Here is a 21,029-nt window from a genome sequence, read left to right as displayed (position 1 = left end):
AACCGGAGCGTGGAGGGCACCGGCCTGGGGCTGGCCATCGTGAAGCACCTGGTGGAGCTGATGGGGGGCACCATCGGCGTGGAGAGCGTCTACGGCGAGGGGACCACCTTCACCATCACCATCCCCCAGAAGATCGTGGACCGGCGCACCACCGCGGAGGTGCCGGAGCTCCCACAGCTCGAGCAGCAGGGCGGCATCGAGGCGTTCACGGCCCCCGATGTGAAAGTGCTCGTGGTGGACGACAACGTGATCAACCGCAAAGTCGCCAGGGGCTTTTTGAAAAGCTACGCCTTCGACCTCACCGAGGCCGAGAGCGGGCCGGAGGCCATCGACCTGGTGCGGGGGGAACGGTACGACATCATCTTCATGGACCACATGATGCCCATGATGGACGGCATCGAGGCGGCGGAGATCATCCGCCGGGACTGCGGGGAGAACGGCACCGCGCCGGTGCTCATCGCCCTGACCGCCAACGTCATGGAGGGGATGCGGGAGCGGTTCCTGAGCCGGGGGTTCCAGGACTTCATCGCCAAGCCCTTGGACCGGCGGGAACTGGGCCGGCTGCTGGCCCGCTGGGTCCCGGAGGAGCGCCGGCAGGCCGGAGGCGTCAAGGATCCCGTCGGCTCCCTGGACCCCGGGGCCTTCCCCATCGAGGGGATCGATATCGAGGCGGCGTCCCGCTATCACGCCGGCGATGAGGCGGGCTTCGTCGACCTGCTGGAGCTCTACTACATGGACGGCCAGCGCAAGGAGGCGCTCCTGCGGGAGCTCTCCGGCTCGGACATCTCCCGCTACTGCATCGAGGTGCACGGCCTCAAGAGCGCTTCCGCCAACATCGGGGCCATGGCCCTCTCCGACATGGCCCGCGCCCAGGAGGAGGCCGCCTCCCAGGGCGACACGGAGCGCATCGCCCAGCAGTCCCCCCTTCTGCTGGAGGCTTATGCGGCCCTCCTGATGAACATCGGGGCGTTCCTGGACCGGCGGCGTCAGGACGACGCCGGGGAGAAACTCCCGCCCCTGCCCGCCCAGGCGCTGCGGGAGCAAGCGGGCGAGGCCCTGCGCGCGCTGGAGGATTTCAGGTCCCAGGAGTGTCTGGACCTGGTGGAGTCCCTTTTGGACCATGAGCTGCCGCAGGACGCGGCGGACCGCCTATGGGAGGTCCACGATCAGCTGAAGCTGTTCGAAGACGATAACGCGGAATCGCTGCTGCGGCAGTTCCTGCGTGAACTTGAGGAGGACGAGAGCGAATGAACGAGATGTGGAAGAGCAGTAAAAAACGCATCCTGGCGGTGGACGACGCGGCGATCATCCTGCAGCGGATCAAGGACGCCCTGGAAAAATACTATCACGTGGTCACGGTGAATTCCGGTGTGCGGGCCCTGCGGTATCTGGAGCGGGAGAAGCCCGACCTGATCCTGCTGGACATCCGCATGGCGCCCAAGGACGGTTTCCAGACCCTGCGGGAGATCCGCGCCATGAAGGACCGGGCCGACATCCCGGTGATCATGCTGACCGGCATGGAGGACAAGCGGTACGTCATAGAGGGCATCAAGCTGGGGATCTGCGACTATGTCCTGAAGCCCTTCGCCCCCGAAGATCTGCTGGACCGCATCTGGCGGGCCCTGGAGGAAGACAAGGAAGGTCCGGCGCCGGCGACGGAGGAGGGCTGAGCGATGAACACGTTCATGACCAAGGAGGCCCTGGAGCAGATATTGGATCAGGCTCTCCAGGACGTGACGGAGCAGACCGCCGGCGTGCGCCTGTACCAGGGCGGCCAGCCGCTGGGAGAGGACATGTGCACCGTCCACATCACCTTCGACAAGGGCTTCGGCACCAGCCTCACCCTCTGCGCCGACACCAGCCTGCTGGCCCGCATGGCCCGCAACTCCTTCCACGAGGAGATGGTGACCCAGGAGGACCTGGAGGAGTTCTGCAAGGAATATTTCAACGTGCTCTGTGGGAAGATCACAGGGGCGATGTACCAGGCCACGCAGATCCCGGCCCATTTCGGGCAGCCCGTGTTCTACCGCGGGCGCTATGAGCCGGAGGAGCAGGAGGTACAGTTCATCCTCACCTATTCCGACGGGCACAGCGAGGGGGCACAGCTCATCCACCATGTGCCCTGCGCCCACGGAGGCGGGAGCGGGGCCGTTTCGGACCGGACAGGACAGAAGGGAGTATAGCGGCATGAGCAAACGGATCATGGTAGTGGACGATTCCCGGCTGGTCAGGGTCCAGCTGGAGGACGTCCTGAAGGGCACGGACTACGAGATCGCGGCGCACTGCCGCAGCGGCGAGGACGCCATCGCGCGATATGCCGAGATAGGGCCCGACCTGGTGACGATGGACATCATCATGCAGGGGATGGACGGACTGGACGCGGCGGAGATCATCCTGAAGGACCATCCGGACGCGAGGATCGTGATGATCTCCTCGCTGGCCTACAAGGACACCTTCGAACGGGCCAAGGCCATCGGGGCCAGGGGCTTCGTGGATAAGCCCTTCCATCAGGAGCAGCTGCTGAAGGTCTTCGCACAGGCACTGCAGTAAGGTGCGGGGAGGCGGCGCCCCGGGTCTCGGGATGCCCGCCGGCGGATATCGATACGGCCCTGCCGGCGCTCATGGCGCCGGCAGGGCCGCGGCCTGTCCCCCAGCATCCGCAGGGGGGGGGCCCGCGGTGCGGTAGGGCGGGATCTTGCCGCGCTCCGTGGTGCCCAGGCTCCTGCCGGCTGCCGTCCCCCATGGTGCGCAGGACGCCGGAGGGGGAGCAGGGCGGCGTCCTGCAGGTCTCGGCCGGATGCCCTCCATCCGGATCTCCCGGCCGGAGGCCGGGGACACGGTGCGCCGGTCCGTGGGATGCCCGTTCCCGGACGCCTGCCGGCCCGCGGCTCGGCCGGGCGTCCCCCGGCAGTCCGCCGCCTCCGCCGGAAAGCGCATATTGACAAAATACACAAAAATATCTATAATCTATTCATCCAAAATAGGACATCCATACATCGTTCACAGGGAGGATACTATGAACATCAAGGAACTGGCCAACAAGGTACAGCCGGAGGTCGTCGCGTTCCGGAGGGAACTGCACCGCCGCCCCGAGGAGAGCTTCAAGGAATTCGAGACCACGAACAAGATCGCGGCCAAGCTGGACGGCCTGGGCATCCCCTACCGCCGCCTGGAGCCCACCGGCCTGCTGGCGGAGCTCAAGGGCGGCAAGCCCGGCAGGACCATCGTCCTGCGGGCCGACATCGACGCCCTGAGCGTCGACGAGAAGACCGGCCTGGAGTTCGCGTCCGAGGTCCCCGGCGTGATGCACGCCTGCGGGCACGACACCCACGCGGCCATGCTGGTGGGCGCGGCGGCCGTGCTGGATCAGGTGAAGGAGGAGCTCTGCGGCACCGTGAGGCTGCTGTTCCAGCCCGCAGAGGAGATCGCGAAGGGCGCGAAGCGCGTGATCGAACAGGGCGTCCTGGACGGCGCGGACATGATCTTCGGCATCCACATCCTCTCGCAGGTGCCGGCGGGGACCATCGCCCTCCGTCCCGGGGCCTCCGCGTCCGCCGCGGACGTGTTCCGGGTGAAGGTGACGGGCAAGTCCTGCCACGGCGCCATGCCGGAGACCGGCGTGGACGCCACGGTCGCCGCCTCGGCCATCGTCCTGAACCTGCAGAGCATCGTCAGCCGGGAGCTCTCCCCCATGCTCCCGGTGGTGGTCACCGTGGGCAAGCTGGTGTCCGGGAGCCGGTTCAACGTCGTCTCCGGCGAGGCCGTCATGGAGGGCACGGTCCGCTGCTTCGATCCGGACGTCCACCACAGGCTCCCGGAGATCGTGTCCCGCGTCGTGAAGGACACCGCGTCCGCCTACCGCTGCGAGGCGGAGGTCACGTATGAGATGCTGACCGAGGTGCTGATGAACGACCCCGCCGCCACCGCGCTCGTGAAGGCGGCGGCACAGAAGGCGGCGGCAGCGCCTCAGATGGTGGTCGACGCCCCTCAGACCATGGGCGCGGAGGATTTCGCGGACTATACGCTCCTGACCACGGCCTCCTTCGCGATGCTCGGCGGCGGCGGGACGTATCCGCAGCACAGCGACCACTTCGTCATCGAGGAGGGGGCCTTCCCCACTGGTGTCGCGCTCTACGCGCAGGTGGCGGCGGACTTCCTGGCGCAGTGAGGCGTCCGGAGGCCGGATAGGCGTCCCAAAAAGCAGGAGGGGCCTTGCGGCCCCTCCTGTCGTATGCTCCTCAGTCCTCCTCGTCGGTGACGATCAGACCGTAGCCGCCGCTCTTCCGGCGGTAGACGATGCACAGGCTGTCGTCCTCGCTGCTGCGGAAGACGAAGAAACTGTGGTCCAGCAGGTTCATCTGCAGGATGGCCTCCTCCGTGCTCATGGGCTTCACGGCGAAGCGCTTGGTACGGACCACGGCGAACTCCTTCTCCTCCGCCACCTCGAAGTCGTCGGCGGGGGCGGGCGCCGGGAAGCCCTCGCTCCGCAGGCGCTTGGACAGCCGGGTCTTGTTCTTCAAGATCTGGCGCTCGATATAGCCCACAGCGGCGTCCACCGCGCCGCGCATATCGCCATCCGGCGCCTCTGTCTGGGCGCGGAGCAGGGCGCTGCCGCTCCGGACGGTGATCTCCACGGTGCAGCGGTGGTCCTTCTCCACCGAGAACGTCACGAACGCGGTGGTGTCATCCCGGAAATATTTCTCCAGCTTGGCGATTTTCTTTTCGGTGTATGCCTTGATGGAGTCGTTGAGGGAGACCTTCTTGCAAGCGTAAGTGTACTTCATCGAGATCGCTCCTTTCGTGTGAAAAGGGGGCCGGAGGGCATCCTCCCGAGTCTCGCGCGGGCCCTGGGGGCCCCTTTTGTATAATATAACATATTTGTATTGAAATGGAAAGGGGAGATCGTCTCCTTTTTCAAAAATTTCACAAAAAGATCCCGCTCCCCTCCGGAGCGGCGGTATCCGACAAAAAAAGACCGAAAGCGACAAAACTTCCTATTTACAAAATATGGCGGATATGGTACTTTGATATAGGAAGCTTTCCAATATCCCACCCGCTTGGGCCGCATGGCGATCTGCTGTGCGGCTCCTTTTTGCGCCTGCGGGGCAAAGGGGACCGCCTGTCTCCAGGCGGTCCTCCGGCGGTCGAAAAGGCTTTTCGACCGCCGGTGCAAGTTTTCAGGACGTTACGAACGTCCTGAAAACATATGATCTGAACGGTGCAGGAGGCCCTTCCTGGGCCTCCCGCACACACCCTCTCTTCCCGCCGGATCGGGCCTCCTCTTTTTTCGACGAACTGAGGACCGCCTGTCTCCAGGCGGTCCTCCGCTCATCGTTTCCTCCGGCCCCGCTTGCCGTCCATGCTGCGGTTCAGGTCCGCCATCTTCCCCTCCGAGGAGGACAGGAACCGCTTCAGCTTGTCCTCGAAGGCCTGATCCCCCGACGGCGGCAGGGGCGCTGGCCTCCCCCGGCCCTGGGCCGGCGGCTGGGCGCCCCTGGGCGCGGGGGCCTGCGCGGGACCGGACGCCCCTCCGGACCGGGGGCCCCCGCCCGTCCGGGGCGCTCCCCCGGCGTAGGGCGGCCTGCGGCCTCCCCGGTCCTCACGGGGCAGGGCCTTCTTGATGGAGAGGTTCACCCTCCCGTTCTCCGCCGACAGGACCAGGACCTTCACGGCCTGCCCGGTCTCAAGGTGATCGTGTACGTCCTCTACGAACGTATTGGCGATCTCCGAGATATGTACCAGCCCGGAGCCGCCTCCCTCCAGCGCCACGAAAGCGCCGAACTTCATGATGCTGGTGACTTTGCCTTCCAGAATGCTCCCAACCTGAGGCTCCATACGGTTTCTAGTTTCTCCTTCCCTTGATTCGTGCGGGGGCCGGAGGGCCGTTCAGCTGCCCACGTCCAGCACATACTCGCCGGGCAGGGCCCAGCCCAGCTCCCGGCGGGCGATCTCCTGCATCTTCTCAGGCGTGCAGCCCTCCTCGATGTCCGCGGCCAGGGCGTCGTTCTCCTGGCGCCTGCGCTCCACCTGGGCGGCGATGCGCGCCTTCTCGGCCTCCGCGTCGGACACCTGCTCCCGCATGGCGTACACCTTGCACACCAGCGCGGCCAGCAAGATCACGATCAGGAGCCTGGCCAGGAGGCCCGTGCGGAGCTTTACCGGGCCCGCTCTTTTTTGCTTTGCCATTTCTGCCGTCCCCTTTCGCGGGCCTGTACCCACTTTTCCTTATTGTAAAGCATTTGCGCCAAAAATAAAAGAGGTTTTTTCCCTGGCGGGCCGTTTTTTTGCAAAGATCCCTCGTCCACCGCAGGGGCAGGCACAGCAGCGCCCACAAAAAGGCCAGCGTATCCGCCCAAAAGGCCCAGACAGGCCGCAGCAGCTCCGAAAAAACGCAGAAGAACAGCACCGCGCCCCCCAGGGCCCCCACGATCACGAAGCCCCGGAGCTGGCCCTCCGCCCGGCGCAGCAGGAAGAGGAACACGGCCCCGCCCACCGCCAGGCAGTAGCATCCGTCCAGCGCCCCGGTGAAGCGGGGCGCCCGGACCCGGAAGGGGCGCAGCAGATCGTACAGCAGCCCGGCGGACAGTCCCAGCAGGATGGACTGCCCGAACACCAGCAGCTGCCCTGTGGCCTGGCTCCCCATCCTATCCGAACAGGCGGCCGAAGAAGCCGCCCCGGCCGGGGCCCTGGTCCTCATAGGTCAGGGAGTCGATCCTCCCGTCCACGTGCAGTTCGCCCCCGTCCAGGGACAGTTTCCCGATGTGCAGGTCCTCCCCCGTGATGACCAGGGTCCCCGCGGCGGTGGACATGACGATGCCGCTCTCGTCGAAGCGCTCCACGTCCTCCACGCCGGAGACGGTCAAGCTCTCCCGCCCGTCCAGCTCCAGGCGGTGGGCAGTCTGGGGCACGTTGTAATCGTTCATGGTTCGTCCCTCCCTGTCCACAGACTATGCGGCGGGAGGCGGCGGTATACATCCTTATCCTCCCGGGGAGGGGGAAGATCGAACGGGGCCCGGTCCGCCCAGGGCGGCGAGCTTTTCCGCCGTCCTCTCCGGCGAGAGATCCGAGACGTCGATCTTGACCGTATCCATCCGGTCGTACAGGGGGAGCCGCTCCAGGCTCCGCCGGATGCTGTCTGGGTCCCGGAGGCCCGCCTCCACGTCCCGGCCGATCCGCTCCGCCAGCACGTCCGCCCTGCACACCAGGGACACGGCCCTCACGGCGTGGCCGCCGGTGTCCAGCCGGGCCAGGATGCCGTCCAGGATGTCCTGGCGGTGCATGACCCAGCAGAAGATGACGTTCTGATAGGCGGAGCAGCGGAGGAAGCTGTTCAGCAGGTAGCAGATGTTGTCCACCACCATCCGCTTGGTCTCCTCCGTCACCTGGAACGGGTCCGCGTCCCAGCACCAGTCGCCGTCCAGGAAGACCGCGCCGTCCAGCGCCCGCTTCAGCCGCTCACAGGCGGCGGTCTTCCCCACGCCCATGGGCCCGCCGATGAGATACAGCCTCTTCACGATCTCATACCTGCCTGTACAGGGCCGCGGCGTCCGCCTGGCGGACGGTCTCCTGGATGGAGAGGACCTCCACCGTCACCTCCCGGGCCCCCAGGCGCAGGGAGATCCGGTCCCCCACCTTCACCTCGTAAGAGGCCCGGGCGGGCCTGCCGTTGACGGACACCAGTCCGTTGTCGCAGGCTTCGTTGGCGGTGGTCCGCCGCTTGATCAGGCGGGAGACCTTGAGATATTTGTCCAAACGCATATGAGACCTCCTCCGATGAAGCAAAACTGCCGGCAGGGGCCCTGCCGGCAGTTCAAAACAAACGGGTCCCGGCTCAGCCGCCCACGATGTCCTTCAGGACCTTGCCGGCTTTGAACACGGGCACGGTAGAGGCAGGGATCTCGATGGGCTCCTTGGTCTTGGGGTTGCGGCCCACGCGGGCCGCCCGCTTCTTCACCTCGAAGGAGCCGAAGCCCACCAGCTGGACCTTCTCGCCCTCTTTCAGCGCGTCGGTGATGGCGTCCAGGGTGGCGGTGATGACGGTCTCGGCATCCTTCTTAGAGACCTCCGCGGCCTCGGAAACGACATTGATCAGCTCTGCTTTGTTCATGAATGGTATCCTCCTGAAAATCATTTGTGGTCTTGTCTGCCTATTCTTAACGCGGTCGCGTGTTAAGACTCCTCTCGTTTGGCGGAGCGCCAGAGCTCCGTCAGCTCCTCCTCCGTACAGCCGGCGAAGGGCTTGTCCGCCGCCTCTTCCATCCGGCGGAAGCGCCGGTCGAATTTATCGCAGGCCCGGTGGAGCGCGTCCTCCGGGTCCACGCCCGCCAGCTGCGCCAGGTTTGCCGCGATGAAGAGCAGATCCCCCAGCTCCTCCCGGACGCCGTGGGGCGCGGAGGCGTCTCCCCCGGCCTCGACGGCCCGGCGCAGCTCCCGGGCCTCCTCCTCCAGCTTGTCCAGGGCGCCGGCGGCGCTGTCCCAGCGGAAGCCCGCCTTCGTGGCCTTGCCCGAGATCTTCTCCGCCCGCCAGAGGGCCGGCAGGGTATGGGGCACCGCCTCGATCGCGTCGGCGGTGCTCTCCTGGGACTTCTCCTTCCGTTTCAGGGCGTCCCAGTTCACCAGGACCTCCTGGCTGTCCTCCACCTGCACGTCCCCGAAGACGTGGGGATGGCGGTAGACCAGCTTCCGGGCCACGCCGTCCACCACGTCCTCCATGGTGAAGCGGCCCCGCTCTGCCTCGATCTGCGCGTGGAAGACCGCCTGCATCACCACGTCGCCCAGCTCCTCCTGCATATCCACAGGGTCGTCCCGGTCGATGGCGTCCAGGGCCTCATAGGTCTCCTCCAGGAAGTTCCGGCGGATGGAGCTGTGGGTCTGCTCCGCATCCCAGGGACAGCCCCCCGGGGCCCGGAGCAGCCGCATGATCTCCAGGAAGTCCTCCCAGCCGTAGCGGCGCTTACTTTGAAAATCTACCATAGATCATCCGCCTTTGCAAGAAATTTCGAGAAAAAAGTTTGAAAAAGGTCTCCATACCGAAAGTCTTCCCCTATCCTTTAGCGCAAATGCAACAATTTCGCCAGCTTCGCGCCATGGGGCACCGTCTTCAGGTCCTCCGCCCGCAAGATCCGCAGGACGACCACCAAAACGGCGTAAACGGCCACGCCCGCCAGGATGCCGCAGAGGGTGGCGGCGGCGTTGGTGAGGTAAGCGGCCCGCACTTCGGTGGCCGCCCCCAGGAACGCGCCGGACAGGGCCCGGCTCACGAAGCCGTGGACCGCCCAGGCCCCGCCGCCCATCAAGGCGGAGGCGAGCACCGGCTTGAAGAAGATCTGGAGGTAGCGGGGCTTCTCCGGGGAATAGAGCCAGACCAGGGACAGGTTCAGCCCGGCGATGACCAGATAGCAGCACAGGGTGGAGATCGGGGCCCCGTGGATGTTGATCTCCGGCTCCCCCACCAGGAGGTAGTTCAAAACGATCTTCACCAGGCCGCCCAGGATCACCGTCAGGACCGGCAGGTGCACCTTGCCATAGGTCTGCAGGATGGCGTTGGTCAGGTTCATGAGGCACACGAAGATACAGGCCAGGCCCAGGACCCGGAGATGCGGCCCCGCCGCCAAAGCGGCCTCCGGCCGGGCCGGGAGGACCAGGCGCATGATGGGCGTCGACAGCACGCTGAGCCCCACGCCGCAGGGCAGGGCCAGGATGGCGATGAGGCGGAAGGCGGAGGAGACGATCCGGTCCACCTCCCGGTGGTCCTTCCGGGCCAGGGCCGCCGCCGCCACGGGGATCAGGCTCATGGTCACCGGGAAGACGAAGGCCGGCGGCAGGTTCAGCATATCCATGGCATAGCCGTAGGCGCCCTTCAGCGCCGCCGCGGACTCCTCCGTCAGGCCCAGGCCGTCCTGGAGGCGCCCCATGACGATGGAGGTGTCCACCAGGTTGATGATGCTCATGGCGGAGTTGCTCAGCGTGATGGGCACGCCGATGGCCAGGATGCGCCGGGCCAGGACCGCCCGGCCGGCGGGGACGTCCAGCCGCTCCCCCGGGGAGCGGTGGGTCAGCAGGTAGGCGATCAGGAACAGCATGGACAGCACGGTCCCGATCGTCACGCCCAGGATGGCCCCCGCCGCCACGAACTCCTGTCCCATGCCCGCCCGGAAAATGTACCAGGCCAGCGCCAGGCCGATGCCCAGCTTGCACAGGGCCTCCAGCACCTGGGACACGGCGGTGGGCGTCATGTCGCCCTGGCCCTGGGTATAGCCCCGCATACAGGCCAGCAGGCACACGCAGAACACCGCCGGGGACAACGCCTTGATGGCCCAATAGGCGCTCTCGTTATGCAGCCGGGCGGCCACCCAGCCGGTGCCCAGGGACATGATGGCGAAGCCCGCCAGTCCCAGGGCGAAGAAGATCCAGATGGCGGTGCTGAACAGCCGCCGCTTCTCGTTCTCCCGTCCCTTGGCCTGGGCCTCGGACACCAGCTTGGAAAGGGCGATGGGGAGGCCCGCCGTGGAGATGGACAGCAGGACGTTGTAGATCTGGTAGGCGGAGTCGAAATAGGTCTTGCCCTCTTCCCCCAGGATGTTGTTCAGCGGGATCTTGTAGAAGAAGCCGATGGCCTTGACCACCGCCACCGCCGAGGCCAGGATGGCCGCGCCGCCCAGGAAGGACTGTTTTTTCGTAGTCGACATGAAAAGCATACCTCGAATATCTCAAAAAATGCGCGGACGCTCCCCGTCCGTGCGGGGCGGGCCCCACGGTCCACTTTATGGGACTGGGACCCGCCTTATGACCCCGGTCTCCCTCCGGGGCCCCTCCGATCCCTACATCCGCTCCAGGCAGCCTTTCACCAGGGCGGTGAACTTGGGGCCCGCGGCCTCCCCCGCCGCGATGACCTCGTCGCCGGAGAGGGGCTGCTCCAGCACGCCGGCGGCCATGTTGGTGCACAGGGTGAAGCCCAGCACCTGCATGCCGCAGTGGGCGGCGGTGACGGCCTCCGGCACCGTGGACATGCCCACGGCGCCCGCGCCCAGCAGACGGGCCGCGCGGACCTCCGCCGGGGTCTCGTACTGGGGGCCGGGGAAGAACATATACACGCCTTCCTTCAGATCCAGGCCCTGGGCCCGGGCGGTCTCACGGGCTATCTGCTGGAGGGTAGGGGTGTAGACATGGCTCATGTCCGGGAAACGGGGGCCGAACTGCTCCAGGTTAGGCCCGCAGAGGGGGCTGGCGCCGAAGAGCTTGATGTGGTCCGTGATCAGCATGATGTCCCCGGCGCTCCAGGCGGTCTCCACCGCCCCGGCGGCGTTGGTCACCACCAGGGTCTCGATCCCCAGCAGGCGGGCCACGCGGACCGGGTAGCCCGCATCGGCGAAGGACCAGCCCTCGTAGGTGTGGAGCCGGCCCTGCATGACGGCCACGTCCTGCCCCGCCAGACGGCCAAAGAGGAACTGGCCCTTATGGCCGGGGGCGGTGGAATGCTTCATGTGGGGCACTCCCGGATAGGGCACGGCGATGGGGCCCTCCACCTCGTCCGCCAGGGCCCCCAGGCCGGAGCCCAGGATCAGCAGCACCTTGGGCCGGAAACTGCCCAGCGCCTCCCGCAGGACCTGGGCGCTCTCCTGATATTGCTGGTATGTGTAAGATCCCATGATCGTCCTCCTATCTCCTCATCCCTTCCGGTCCAGCTCCCTGCCGCAGGCCCGGCAGAACCGGTCCTCCGCTCCCACGGCCCCGCCGCACCCCGGGCAGACGGCGTCCTCCGCCGTCCGGCCCAGGCTCTCGTTGAGCTCCGCCAGCTGGGCCTTCAGCACGTCGATCTCCCGGAGCTTGGCCAGCAGCTCCTCGGACTCGGTGGGGTCGCCGGAATGGGTGGCGTAGACCATCTCTCCGGCCTCCATCAGCTTCCCGTCCATCTCGCCCTCTACCCGGGCGGCCTCACAGCGGAGCTTCACGCCCTCCGCCAGCTTCTCCGCCCCCTCGCAGGCCAGGCCCAGCGTCCCCAGGGCGAAGGTCCCGGCCAGGTACGCGCCCTCCTTGAGGGAGTCCAGCAGGTCATAGATCTTGTCTCGTTTGCTCATGTTACGCTCCTTCCTGATCCTAATGGATTGCTGCCTCGGCAGCGGCCTCCCGCCGGGCCGCCGCCGCGCGGGGCATCTTTCCGCCGGCGCTGCCGCCTGCGGGGACGTCAAAGGCCCGCTCCTCCGTAAAAGGCGGCGAAGTCCGCCTGATTGGACCGCATCTTCGCCTGCCGCTCCGTGTACTCCTTGGGGTACTTGGGGTTGAAGCGCCGCCGGATGAGGCGGCGGGACGGGTCCACCATCTTGGTGGAGCCCCCCGCGCCGAAGGAGAGGATGGAACACAGCTCCGACATGATGTCGATGTTGTAAAGGCAGGCCCCGCCGGGGCGGGTCCAGCCGATGTTCTCGAAGCTGCCGGACATGTATTTCTGCCGGTAGAGGTAATACGGGGCGTATCCCGCCCCCCGCAGGGCGGGCCCGGCATAGTCCAGCATCTCCCGCACCGCCTCGGGGCCGGGGATGGACAGGCCCTCCAGCAGGATGCGGCTCCCCTTCTTCAGCGCCAGGGTGTGGACGGTGACGTTCTCCGTGCCGAAGCGGAGGCAGCGGTCCAGGGACCGCCGGAAGCCCTCCGGCGTGTCCTCCGGCAGTCCCGCGATGAGGTCCATGTTGACGTACCGGAAGCCGTATGCCGCCGCCAGCTCCATGGCCTGCTCGACGTCGCCGGGACTGTGCCGCCGCCCGATGGCCCGGAGGACGCCCTCCTCCATGGTCTGGGGGTTCACCGAGATCCGGCGGACGCCGTGGTCCCTCAGCACCGCCAGCTTCTCCGCCGTGATGGTGTCGGGCCGGCCCGCCTCCACGGTGATCTCATCGCAGCGGTCCAGCGCCGGGCCGAAGGCCGTCTCGAAGGCGGTCAGGACCCGGTCCAGCTGCTCCGCCGTCAGGGTGGTGGGGGTGCCGCCGCCCATGTACATGGCCCGGGGCCGGAGGCCCTCCTCCCGGACCATCCGCCCTCCGGCCTCGATCTCCGCCGTCAGGGCGTCCACATAGGGCCCCACCAGGGAAAAGCTCTTCTCCACCGACTGGCTGACGAAGGAGCAGTAAGCGCAGCGGGTGGGACAGAAGGGGACGCCGATATAAACGTCGATGTCCCTGGGCCCCAGGCGCTTCGCGGCCTCGAAGGCCGCCGTCCCCGTCTCCAGGGCCAGGGCGGCCCGCTGGGGAGTGACGAAATACTCCCGCTCCAGCATGGCCGCGGCCTCCCCCGGGGACGCCCCCGCCTGGAGGGCCTCCGTCACCAGCTTGTCCGGCCGGACCCCGGTGAGCATCCCCCAGGGGGGCGTGTCCCCCGTGAGGGCGCGGTAGGCCAGGAAGAAGCAGGTCCCGACGGCGTGCCGCCTCTGGCCCTCCCGGTCATAGTCTGTCCCGGAGAGGGCGGCGGCGTGGGAGGCCGAGGCCGTCTGCCCATGATGGCAGAGGTCCGTGGTCACGAGCAGCCGCCCCTCCTCCTCCCGGCAGGCGACGACGGCCCAGTCCTCGTCCCCGGGCCGGATGGGCTCATAGACCGGCCGCTCGCCGGGGAACAGGTCCATCAGGCTCTGCTCCACGGTGTAGCGCTCACGGTGGCCGCGAAGCTCCAGCTTCATGGCGCCTCCCGCAGGGCCTGGCGGAGATAGGGGTTGCGGGCCCGCTCCTCGTCCAGGGTGGTGGGCTCCATGTGGCCGGGGAGGACCCGGAGATCCCCCTCCAGCTGCCCCAGGCGGCGGAGGGAGGCCAGGATCTTCGGCACGCTCCCGCCGGGGAAGTCCGTCCGGCCGCAGGACCCCGCGAACAGCGTGTCCCCGCAGAACAGCAGGTCCCCGCACCGGAGGGTCACGCTGCCCTCGGAGTGGCCGGGGGTGTGGAGGACCTCCAGCTCCAGCCCGCCCAGGGGCAGGCGGTCCCCCTCGCCGTAAGGCTTCACGCCCTCCATCTGCCCGCTCAGGGGGAACAGGGCGGGGTCCACGCCCCGGGAATCCGCCTCATGGAGATAGACCTCCGCCTGGGGGCGGGCCTCCGCCAGCTCCGCCGCGGCCCCCACGTGGTCATAGTGCCCGTGGGTCAGGAGGATATAGCGCAGCTCCGCCCCTCCCAGGGCCTCCAAGATCTCCTGGGCGTCCCCGCCGGGGTCGATCACCGCCGCCTCCCGGGCCGCCTCGTCCTCCAGGATATAGCAGTTGGTGCCCAGGGGGCCCACCTGCAGCATCTTCACATCCATCCGCTCCTCCTTCCCCGCGCATCAGGGCCCGCCGGGGAGCATATCGGACTGGTCCTCGAAACCGGTGAAGTCCAGGGGCTCCCCCGCCCAGGCGGCCCGGAACAGCTCCTCCGCCTCCCGGGCCCCGCCGCAACGGTCGATATAGTGTTTCCCGTCCGGGCCGTTCCAGCCCACGCCGACGACGAACTCCCCCGTGTGGGGGCCTGCCAGGGCCACGGCGCTCTGGATATACCAGTAGTCCCGCCCCTGCCTCTGCTCCAGGATGACGAAGCGGTCGTCATGCGGGCCCAGGCCGTCCAGGGCACGGGCGACGGCATCCCACGTGACGTCCGAGGCCGGCGTCCCGTCCACCGACAGGGTCCAGGGCCAGCCCTTACGCGGCTGGGCCCCCAGCGGCGGCCCCTTCGCCCCCTCCCCCTTGAAGAGTCTGGAAAAAAGTCCCACGAAGATCGATCCTCCCTCCCGTTATCTTTCCGTATCGAAGAGGATGGTCACCGGGCCGTGGTTCAGGGACTCCACGTCCATCTTCGCGCCGAACTCCCCGTGCTCCACGGTGAAGCCCCGCTCCCGGCAACGGGCCATGAACCTCTCGTAGAGGGGGATGGCCAGATCCGGCTTCGCCGCGCCGGAGAAGCCCGGGCGGCGGGAGGAGGTGTCGGCGAACAGGGTGAACTGGGAAACGACCAGCAGGCTCCCCCCCACGCGCTCCAGGTCCAGGTTCATCTTCTCGTCCTCATCCTCAAAGACCCGAAGGTTGCAGATCTTGTCCGCCAGCTTGACGGCGGTCTCCTCCGTATCGTTGGGGCCCACGCCCAAGAGGACCAGGTAGCCCTCCCCGATCTGACCGTTGACCCGTCCCTCGATGGTGACCGAGGCACGCTCCACCCGCGTAACGACTGCGCGCATAAGCGGTCCCTCCTTACAAAAATTTAGTCTCCCGTCCTCCGTCCCCCATCCTCCGTCCCCCGTCCTTCGTCCCCCGCAGGGGAAGGGGGAATGCTCAAGGGGGGACGCAGTCCCCTCTTGAAGCGAGACGGAGGAAATGGAGCGGAATGGATGTCCGGCGGAGCCGGACGGAATGGAGCGGAATTTTCGACGTCGTCATCCGGCGGGCCTCACGACCTTCAGCACCCCGGATATCTGGACCAGTTTGTTCATGATGGCCTTCATCTGCGCCCCGTCCCGGACCCGGATCTCCAGCCGGATGACCGCGAAGCCGTCCTCCGTGCTCCGGGAGTTCAGGCCGGAGACGAAGGTGTTCGTGCTGGACAGGGCCGTGGAGATGTCCAGGAGCAGGTTGTAGCGGTCCTTGCTCACCACCTCGATGGTGGTGGGGTAGCTCTCGTTGGTGTCGGTGCCCCAGGTGACCCGCAGCCAGCGGCCCTCCTGGCCCGCCCGGCGCTCCGGCGCGGCGTTGGGGCAGTCCGCCCGGTGGACGGACACGCCGTAGCCCCGGGTGATGAAGCCCACGATCTCGTCCCCCGGCACGGGGGTGCAGCAGCGGGAGAACTTCACCAGGCAGTTGTCCAGGCCCTCCACGATGATGCCCTGCTCGCTCTTGCTCACGGGCTTGGGCACGGGGATGGGGGGCTCCTCCGGCTTGACGGTCAAGAGCTCCTCCGCCTGGTGCTGGCGGGAGATGCGCATCAGCTCCCCCTTCATGCGGCTGACCGCCTTCTGGGCGGTGAAGCCGCCGTAGCCGATGGCGGCGTACATCTCGTCCAGGGAGCCGTAGGTCACCTTTTTCAGCAGGTGCGGCAGGTTCTCCGGGGCCGTCACGTCCTTCATGACCAGGCCCGCGTGCTTCAGCTCCTGCTCGAAGGAGGCCCGGCCGTTGGCGATGTTCTCCTCCCGCTTCTCCTTCTTGAACCACTGGCGGATCTTGCTCCGGGCCTCGCTGGACTTGGCGATCTTCATCCAGTCCCGGCTGGGGCCCTTGGCGGACTTGGAGGTCATGATCTCCACGATGTCGCCGTTTTTCAGGATGTGGTCGAAGGTGACGATGCGGTTGTTGACCTTGGCCCCCACCATGCTGTTCCCCACGGCGGAGTGGATGGCGTAGGCGAAGTCGATGGGCGTGGCCCCGGCGGGGAGGTTCTGCACGTCGCCGTTGGGCGTGAAGACGAAGACCTCGTCGGAGAACATGTCGATCTTCAGGGAGTGGATGAACTCCTCCGCGTCCGCGCCCTCCTGGTTCTCCAGCAGGCGGCGGACCCACTCGTATTTGCCCTCGGTCCCCGCGCCCTGGCCGTGCTGCTTGTATTTCCAGTGGGCCGCCACGCCGTATTCGGCGATCTCGTGCATCTTATAGGTGCGGATCTGCACCTCGAAGGGCAGGCCGTCGGGGCCCATGACGGTGGTGTGGAGGGACTGGTAGCCGTTGGGCTTCTCGGTGCCGATATAGTCCTTGAACCGGCCCGGGACGGGCTTGTAGATGTCGTGGATCACGCCCAGCACGTTGTAGCAGTCCCCCACCGTGTCCACCAGCACCCGGAAGGCGAAGAGGTCGAAGATCTCGTCCAGGGACTTGTTCTGGCTGAACATCTTGCGGTAGATGGAATAGGGGTGCTTGATGCGCCCATAGACCGTGTGCCGGATGCCCAGCTCCGTCAGCCGGTCGTCCATCTGGGTCTGGGTGCGGAGGAGGAAGGCGTCATACTCCGCCTTCCGGGACTCCAGCCGGGCGATGATCTCCTCATAGCCCACCGGGTCCAGGTATTTCAGGGACAGGTCCTCCAGCTCCCACTTGATCCGCTGCATGCCCAGCCGGTGGGAGATGGGCGCGTAGATCTCCATGGTCTCCAGGGACTTCTGCTTCTGCTTCTCCGGAGACTGGTACTCCATGGTCCGCATGTTGTGGAGCCGGTCGGAGACCTTGATGAGGATCACCCGGATGTCCTTGCTCATGGCCATGAGCATCTTCCGCAGGTTCTCCATCTGCTCGTCTTCCTTGGTGGCGTACTGGATCCTCGTCAGCTTGCTGACGCCCTCCACCAGGTCGGCGATGGTGGGGGAGAAGAGCTTCGCCACGTCCTCGTGGGTGGCGGGGGTGTCCTCGATCACGTCGTGGAGCAGGGCGGCCTCGATGGACTCCGAGTCCAGCTTCAGCTCCTCCGCCACGATCTGGGCCACGGCCAGGGGATGGATGATATAGGGCTCGCCGCTCTTGCGCTTTTGCCCCTCGTGGCAGCGGTCCGCATACTCGAAGGCGGCCCGGATATGGTCGAAGTCCGCCGCCGGGTTATAGCCCCGGATCGTCTTTTCCAGCAGCCCGTACTGCTCCTGCACCGTCATATCACGTCGCCTCCTTGTCTTGTAACCGGACCAGATAGGGGCACTCCGTCAGGTCCGTCTTCCCCTGGATGGGGATCAGGCACAGCGTCAGCCGGTCCCCCTTCCGGGCCAGGGAGATCAGCCCCCGCTCCCGGAAGACCGCCAGCGCCAGCGCCGCCCGGAGGAAGCTCTCGCTCCCCCCCATCCGCCCCGCCAGGTCCCGGAGATAGGGCAGGCAGTCCTCCTCCGCCTTCCCCTGGCGCAGCCGCTTCTCCAGCGCCAGCCAGCAGGCGGCGTACTGGTTCCGGGACGCCCGGAGGCGGACGGCCTCCTGGGCGGAGACAGCCTCCCCCTCCACCAGGCGGCGCACCAGGTCCAGGGACTCCGCCTCGTTCCGGCTGGGCAGCAGGGAGGGCCGCACGTCCACCAGCTGCAGCTGCAGCGTGGTGTTCCCCCGGAAGGTGTTGGCCTGGAGGTAGAAGGCGGCGTCCACCCGGCTCCCGGCGGCGATGCCGCACTCCTCCGCCGTGGCGGAGAAGAAGATCGCGTCGAACCGGCTGGCGCCCTTGCTCAGGCGCAGCTTCAGGTGCTTCCCCTGGCCCACGGGCTGCACGGCCTCCGCCGTGGCCCCCAGCAGGGCGAAGACCGGCCGGGGGTTCCCCGCGCCGTAAGGCTCCAGCTGTTCCAGCTGCTCCGCCTGCTCCAGGGTCAGCTCGTTGGGGGCGGACACCGCCGCGTCCACGTCCAGGGAGCTCACCGGGGCCTCGCCGCCGGTGGCGGAGCGGACGCAGCGGTTCATCCGGGCCCGGAAGGCGGCGATGTTCTCCTCCGGGATGGTGAACCCGGCGGCCAGCTCATGGCCCCCGAAGCCGTCCAGCAGGTCCGCGCAGGACTCCAGGGCGGCGAAAAGGTTGAACCCGCCGTAGGACCGGCAGGAGCCCCGGCCCGTGCCGTCCTTCAGGTGGATCATGAAGCTGGGGCAGGAGTACTTCTCGCTGAGGCGGGAGGCGACGATGCCCACCACCCCCTGGTGCCAATCCTCGCTGGAGAGGACCAGGGCGCTCCGCTCCTCCTGCCGCAAAGACTCGATCTGCTCCACCGCGTCGGCGCAGATGGCCTGTTCCACGGCCTGGCGCTCCCGGTTCAGCTCGCACAGCTCCCGGGCCAGCTCCTCGGCGCGGGCGGGGTCCTCCTCCTCCAGCAGATCTGCCGCCAGATCCGCCGCCCCCATGCGCCCCGCGGCGTTGATCCGGGGGGAGAGGACGAAGCCGATCTGGATCGAGGTGACAGGCTTCCCCTCCAGCCCCGCCTCCCGCAAAAGGGCGTGGATGCCCACGAAATCCGTGTGGGGCAGGGCCTCCAGGCCGCAGGAGACGATGGCCCGGTTCTCCCCCTCCATCCGCATCACGTCGGCCACGGTGCCGATGGCGGCGAGGGTGCAGTAGCGGGCGAAGAGGGCGTCCTCCCGGTTCTCCCCGCCCAGGGCCAGGACCAGCTTCAGCGCCACGCCGCAGCCCGCCAGGGATTTGAAGGGATAGGGGCAGTCCGGCCGGTGGGGATCCACCACCGCCGCGGCGGCCGGCAGGTCCTCCTTGCACTCGTGGTGGTCCGTCACCACCACGTCCATGCCCAGGGAGCCCGCGAAGGCCACCTCCTCGTTGCCGGTGATGCCGCAGTCCACGGTGATCATCAGCGTGGCCCCCTGGTCCCGCAGGCCCTGGATGGCGGGCTTGGAGAGGCCGTAGCCGTCCTCGATCCGCCGGGGGATGTAGCGGATGCACTTCGCGCCGCAGCGCTTCAGATAGTCCATCACCAGCACGGTGGAGGTGATGCCGTCCACGTCGTAGTCGCCGAAGACCGCGATGGTCTCCCCGCTGCTGACGGCCCGCTGGATCCGGGCCACGGCCTTGTCCATGTCCCGCATGAGCATGGGCGAGTGGGTCAGTCCCCGGTCCCGGTCCAAAAACTCCGCCGCCCTCTCCGGGGAGCCGATGCCCCGGGCGGCCAGGACCAGGGCCATCAGGTAGGGATAGCCCGCCTCCCGCAGCAGCGCCACGTCCGCATCGGCGGGGGCGCCGATGTTCCATTTTCGGTATCTCATGGGAGCGCCCTCCTTCCGCGCCTGGGGACAGGCAGGATATAACTTGGCTATTATAACAGAAAAAGGCCCGCAGGTAAAGAGAGATCCTCCCGATCCCTCCGTATTTTTGCCCCGATCGGCCTCCCGGAGGGGCCGATCGGCGAAATCGGGCTTGCAGTTTCCCAAGATCTGTGGGATAATGACGCTGATACTCTTTGACGGCGGCGGCCCTCCCCCGGCGGAGGACCGCGGCCTATCGGGAAAAAAGGAGTTGTGAACGACGTGGTCCCTCAAAAGATCGCCCTGCTGACGGATTCCTGCGCGGATCTGTCGGACAGGCTGGCGGCGGACGAGCACATCTATATCGTCCCCCTGCGCATCCTCTGCGCCGACGGAGAATATGCCGACGGCGTGAACATCCACGGCCGCGACATCTACCGCCGCCTCCGCTCCGGCGAACTGCCCCAGACCTCCCTGCCCTCCGTGGAGAGCGTGGGGGCCGTGCTGGAGGAGATCCGGGACGCGGGCTATGACGGCGTCATCGCCGTCATGCTCTCCAGCGGCCTCTCCGGCACGTACAACCTGGTCCGCCTCATCTCCGAGGAGAGCGGGGACGACTTCCCCATCCGGGTCTTCGACTCCCTCAGCGGCTCCCTGGGGCAGGGGCTGACGGTGCTGCAGCTGGCGGAGGACATCCGCGGCGGCATGGGCTGGGAGGAGCTGGTGGAGCGCCGCGCCCCCCGGCTGATCGCGGGCACCTCCCCCTTCTTCTCCGTGGACACCCTGGAGTACCTGATGAAGGGCGGGCGCATCGGCAAGGTCACCGCCACGGCGGGGACCCTGCTCCAGATCAAGCCCATCATCACCTTCGCCCCCGACGGGCAGCTCCAGTCCGTCGCCAAGGTCCGGGGCCGGAACCAGGTCATCGACAAGCTGGTAGCCATGACCGCGGAGCGCTGCGGCGCGCACAGGAAGTACAACCTCGCCGTGGCCAACGGCGGGGCCCCCGCCGAGATGGAGACCGTGCGGCAGAAGCTCACCGCCGCCCTGCCGGGATACGACCACATCTGGGAGGGCGAGATCGACGGCACCCTCAGCGTCTACATCGGCGACGGCGTCCTGGGCGCGGCGGTCCAGGTCCTGGACTGACTTTTCCTCGAGAGGAGGCGTCCGCAAAAAGAGCTTCGTCTCGCTCTGGCAGTCCGGCGATGGACCAGGCCGGAACGGCAGCGCGGTCTCCGCTCCCACGGGCACAGGGACGGCCCCCGGCTTCACTGCCGGGGGCCGTTTTTTCATCTCCTGCGGCCTCCGCCGCCGCCGAAGCCGCCCCGGCCCGCGCCGCCCCCGAAAGAGCCGCCGCCGAAGCCGCCCCGGCCTGCGCCCCCGCCGAAGGAGCCGC

Annotated in this window: 23 protein-coding genes and 1 pseudogene; 6 read left to right on the top strand and 18 right to left on the bottom strand. The window is 67.3% G+C overall.

What is annotated here, in order from left to right:
* The 5 genes from QZ332_RS10255 to QZ332_RS10235 all read left to right on the top strand — a co-directional run.
* Window positions 1-1,251, top strand: a 1,251-nt coding sequence (locus QZ332_RS10255) for a response regulator (protein ID WP_295764986.1), incomplete at its 5' end; no start/stop codon positions are given.
* Window positions 1,248-1,670 carry a PleD family two-component system response regulator gene (locus tag QZ332_RS10250; RefSeq protein ID WP_295764984.1) on the top strand — a complete coding sequence of 141 codons (423 nt, stop codon included), beginning with the start codon at window positions 1,248-1,250 and terminating at the stop codon, window positions 1,668-1,670. The genes QZ332_RS10255 and QZ332_RS10250, both read left to right, overlap by 4 nt.
* Window positions 1,671-1,673: 3 nt before the next feature.
* Window positions 1,674-2,183: a hypothetical protein gene (locus QZ332_RS10245; protein WP_295764982.1), complete on the top strand. Its 510-nt coding sequence runs from the start codon at window positions 1,674-1,676 to the stop codon at window positions 2,181-2,183.
* Between the two features lie 4 nt (window positions 2,184-2,187).
* Window positions 2,188-2,550, top strand: a complete 363-nt coding sequence (locus QZ332_RS10240; protein WP_295764980.1) for a response regulator — start codon at window positions 2,188-2,190, stop codon at window positions 2,548-2,550.
* A gap of 466 nt (window positions 2,551-3,016) precedes the next feature.
* Window positions 3,017-4,168, top strand: a complete 1,152-nt coding sequence (locus tag QZ332_RS10235; RefSeq protein WP_295764978.1) for an amidohydrolase — start codon at window positions 3,017-3,019, stop codon at window positions 4,166-4,168.
* A 70-nt stretch (window positions 4,169-4,238) separates the two neighbouring features.
* Here the strand turns inward: QZ332_RS10235 and raiA are convergent, their stop codons facing one another.
* From raiA to recJ, 18 genes and pseudogenes are all read right to left on the bottom strand, one after another.
* On the bottom strand, window positions 4,239-4,784 hold the full coding sequence (gene raiA, locus QZ332_RS10230) for a ribosome hibernation-promoting factor, HPF/YfiA family (protein ID WP_295764976.1): 546 nt from the start codon (window positions 4,782-4,784) through the stop codon (window positions 4,239-4,241).
* Between the two features lie 544 nt (window positions 4,785-5,328).
* Entirely contained in the window at window positions 5,329-5,835 is a 507-nt protein-coding gene (locus QZ332_RS10225) for a S1 RNA-binding domain-containing protein (protein ID WP_295764974.1), read from the bottom strand.
* 51 nt (window positions 5,836-5,886) lie between these two features.
* Window positions 5,887-6,186, bottom strand: a complete 300-nt coding sequence (locus QZ332_RS10220) for a septum formation initiator family protein (RefSeq protein ID WP_295764972.1) — start codon at window positions 6,184-6,186, stop codon at window positions 5,887-5,889.
* Between the two features lie 205 nt (window positions 6,187-6,391).
* Window positions 6,392-6,643 (bottom strand): annotated as a pseudogene (gene yabQ / locus QZ332_RS13820) (spore cortex biosynthesis protein YabQ); the annotation flags it as partial.
* 1 nt (window position 6,644) lies between these two features.
* Window positions 6,645-6,923, bottom strand: a complete 279-nt coding sequence (locus QZ332_RS10215; protein WP_295764971.1) for a YabP/YqfC family sporulation protein — start codon at window positions 6,921-6,923, stop codon at window positions 6,645-6,647.
* A gap of 54 nt (window positions 6,924-6,977) precedes the next feature.
* A complete protein-coding gene (locus tag QZ332_RS10210; RefSeq protein ID WP_295764969.1) occupies window positions 6,978-7,514 on the bottom strand; it encodes an AAA family ATPase in 537 nt (178 codons plus the stop codon).
* Between the two features lie 4 nt (window positions 7,515-7,518).
* Window positions 7,519-7,758, bottom strand: coding sequence for an RNA-binding S4 domain-containing protein (locus QZ332_RS10205; RefSeq protein WP_295764967.1), 240 nt, complete (start codon window positions 7,756-7,758; stop codon window positions 7,519-7,521).
* A gap of 73 nt (window positions 7,759-7,831) precedes the next feature.
* Window positions 7,832-8,107 (bottom strand): HU family DNA-binding protein, encoded by a 276-nt coding sequence (locus QZ332_RS10200; protein ID WP_295764965.1) that lies wholly within the window; start codon window positions 8,105-8,107, stop codon window positions 7,832-7,834.
* Window positions 8,108-8,169: 62 nt separating this feature from the next.
* Window positions 8,170-8,973 (bottom strand): nucleoside triphosphate pyrophosphohydrolase, encoded by an 804-nt coding sequence (gene mazG, locus QZ332_RS10195; protein WP_295764963.1) that lies wholly within the window; start codon window positions 8,971-8,973, stop codon window positions 8,170-8,172.
* 77 nt (window positions 8,974-9,050) lie between these two features.
* Window positions 9,051-10,688, bottom strand: a complete 1,638-nt coding sequence (locus tag QZ332_RS10190) for a polysaccharide biosynthesis protein (RefSeq protein WP_295764961.1) — start codon at window positions 10,686-10,688, stop codon at window positions 9,051-9,053.
* A gap of 132 nt (window positions 10,689-10,820) precedes the next feature.
* Window positions 10,821-11,648, bottom strand: a complete 828-nt coding sequence (locus QZ332_RS10185; RefSeq protein ID WP_295764959.1) for a purine-nucleoside phosphorylase — start codon at window positions 11,646-11,648, stop codon at window positions 10,821-10,823.
* 18 nt (window positions 11,649-11,666) lie between these two features.
* The gene (locus QZ332_RS10180) at window positions 11,667-12,077 is read right to left on the bottom strand and encodes a hypothetical protein (RefSeq protein WP_295764957.1); all 411 of its coding nucleotides are present in this window, start codon (window positions 12,075-12,077) and stop codon (window positions 11,667-11,669) included.
* Between the two features lie 107 nt (window positions 12,078-12,184).
* Window positions 12,185-13,666 carry a coproporphyrinogen dehydrogenase HemZ gene (hemZ, locus tag QZ332_RS10175; RefSeq protein ID WP_295764955.1) on the bottom strand — a complete coding sequence of 494 codons (1,482 nt, stop codon included), beginning with the start codon at window positions 13,664-13,666 and terminating at the stop codon, window positions 12,185-12,187.
* Window positions 13,663-14,277, bottom strand: coding sequence for an MBL fold metallo-hydrolase (locus QZ332_RS10170; protein WP_295764953.1), 615 nt, complete (start codon window positions 14,275-14,277; stop codon window positions 13,663-13,665). The genes hemZ and QZ332_RS10170 overlap by 4 nt, the downstream gene beginning before the upstream one ends.
* A 21-nt stretch (window positions 14,278-14,298) precedes the next feature.
* Complete coding sequence (locus tag QZ332_RS10165) at window positions 14,299-14,721, bottom strand: hypothetical protein (RefSeq protein ID WP_295764951.1); 423 nt, start codon at window positions 14,719-14,721, stop codon at window positions 14,299-14,301.
* A gap of 21 nt (window positions 14,722-14,742) precedes the next feature.
* Window positions 14,743-15,183: a D-aminoacyl-tRNA deacylase gene (dtd, locus tag QZ332_RS10160; protein WP_295764949.1), complete on the bottom strand. Its 441-nt coding sequence runs from the start codon at window positions 15,181-15,183 to the stop codon at window positions 14,743-14,745.
* Between the two features lie 195 nt (window positions 15,184-15,378).
* A complete protein-coding gene (locus QZ332_RS10155; RefSeq protein WP_295764947.1) occupies window positions 15,379-17,571 on the bottom strand; it encodes a bifunctional (p)ppGpp synthetase/guanosine-3',5'-bis(diphosphate) 3'-pyrophosphohydrolase in 2,193 nt (730 codons plus the stop codon).
* A 1-nt stretch (window position 17,572) separates the two neighbouring features.
* Window positions 17,573-19,651, bottom strand: a complete 2,079-nt coding sequence (recJ, locus tag QZ332_RS10150; protein WP_295764946.1) for a single-stranded-DNA-specific exonuclease RecJ — start codon at window positions 19,649-19,651, stop codon at window positions 17,573-17,575.
* 252 nt (window positions 19,652-19,903) lie between these two features.
* Between recJ and QZ332_RS10145 the strand changes: the two genes are divergently transcribed.
* Window positions 19,904-20,779 carry a DegV family protein gene (locus tag QZ332_RS10145; protein WP_295764944.1) on the top strand — a complete coding sequence of 292 codons (876 nt, stop codon included), beginning with the start codon at window positions 19,904-19,906 and terminating at the stop codon, window positions 20,777-20,779.
* Window positions 20,780-21,029 lie beyond the last annotated feature (250 nt).

The sequence above is a fragment of the uncultured Oscillibacter sp. genome (assembly GCF_910584465.1).
GTDB lineage: Bacteria > Bacillota > Clostridia > Oscillospirales > Oscillospiraceae > Oscillibacter.
Note: the sequence above shows the minus strand (reverse complement) of the source record. Positions and strands in the feature narration are given on the sequence as shown.

Coding starts and splice junctions, on each gene's coding strand:
- QZ332_RS10250 (WP_295764984.1), top strand. CDS start 1,248: ATGAACGAGATGTGGAAGAGCAGTAAAAAACGCATCCTGGCGGTGGAC.
- QZ332_RS10245 (WP_295764982.1), top strand. CDS start 1,674: ATGAACACGTTCATGACCAAGGAGGCCCTGGAGCAGATATTGGATCAG.
- QZ332_RS10240 (WP_295764980.1), top strand. CDS start 2,188: ATGAGCAAACGGATCATGGTAGTGGACGATTCCCGGCTGGTCAGGGTC.
- QZ332_RS10235 (WP_295764978.1), top strand. CDS start 3,017: ATGAACATCAAGGAACTGGCCAACAAGGTACAGCCGGAGGTCGTCGCG.
- raiA (WP_295764976.1), bottom strand. CDS start 4,784: ATGAAGTACACTTACGCTTGCAAGAAGGTCTCCCTCAACGACTCCATC.
- QZ332_RS10225 (WP_295764974.1), bottom strand. CDS start 5,835: ATGGAGCCTCAGGTTGGGAGCATTCTGGAAGGCAAAGTCACCAGCATC.
- QZ332_RS10220 (WP_295764972.1), bottom strand. CDS start 6,186: ATGGCAAAGCAAAAAAGAGCGGGCCCGGTAAAGCTCCGCACGGGCCTC.
- QZ332_RS10215 (WP_295764971.1), bottom strand. CDS start 6,923: ATGAACGATTACAACGTGCCCCAGACTGCCCACCGCCTGGAGCTGGAC.
- QZ332_RS10205 (WP_295764967.1), bottom strand. CDS start 7,758: ATGCGTTTGGACAAATATCTCAAGGTCTCCCGCCTGATCAAGCGGCGG.
- QZ332_RS10200 (WP_295764965.1), bottom strand. CDS start 8,107: ATGAACAAAGCAGAGCTGATCAATGTCGTTTCCGAGGCCGCGGAGGTC.
- mazG (WP_295764963.1), bottom strand. CDS start 8,973: ATGGTAGATTTTCAAAGTAAGCGCCGCTACGGCTGGGAGGACTTCCTG.
- QZ332_RS10190 (WP_295764961.1), bottom strand. CDS start 10,688: ATGTCGACTACGAAAAAACAGTCCTTCCTGGGCGGCGCGGCCATCCTG.
- QZ332_RS10185 (WP_295764959.1), bottom strand. CDS start 11,648: ATGGGATCTTACACATACCAGCAATATCAGGAGAGCGCCCAGGTCCTG.
- QZ332_RS10180 (WP_295764957.1), bottom strand. CDS start 12,077: ATGAGCAAACGAGACAAGATCTATGACCTGCTGGACTCCCTCAAGGAG.
- hemZ (WP_295764955.1), bottom strand. CDS start 13,666: ATGAAGCTGGAGCTTCGCGGCCACCGTGAGCGCTACACCGTGGAGCAG.
- QZ332_RS10170 (WP_295764953.1), bottom strand. CDS start 14,277: ATGGATGTGAAGATGCTGCAGGTGGGCCCCCTGGGCACCAACTGCTAT.
- dtd (WP_295764949.1), bottom strand. CDS start 15,183: ATGCGCGCAGTCGTTACGCGGGTGGAGCGTGCCTCGGTCACCATCGAG.
- QZ332_RS10155 (WP_295764947.1), bottom strand. CDS start 17,571: ATGACGGTGCAGGAGCAGTACGGGCTGCTGGAAAAGACGATCCGGGGC.
- recJ (WP_295764946.1), bottom strand. CDS start 19,651: ATGAGATACCGAAAATGGAACATCGGCGCCCCCGCCGATGCGGACGTG.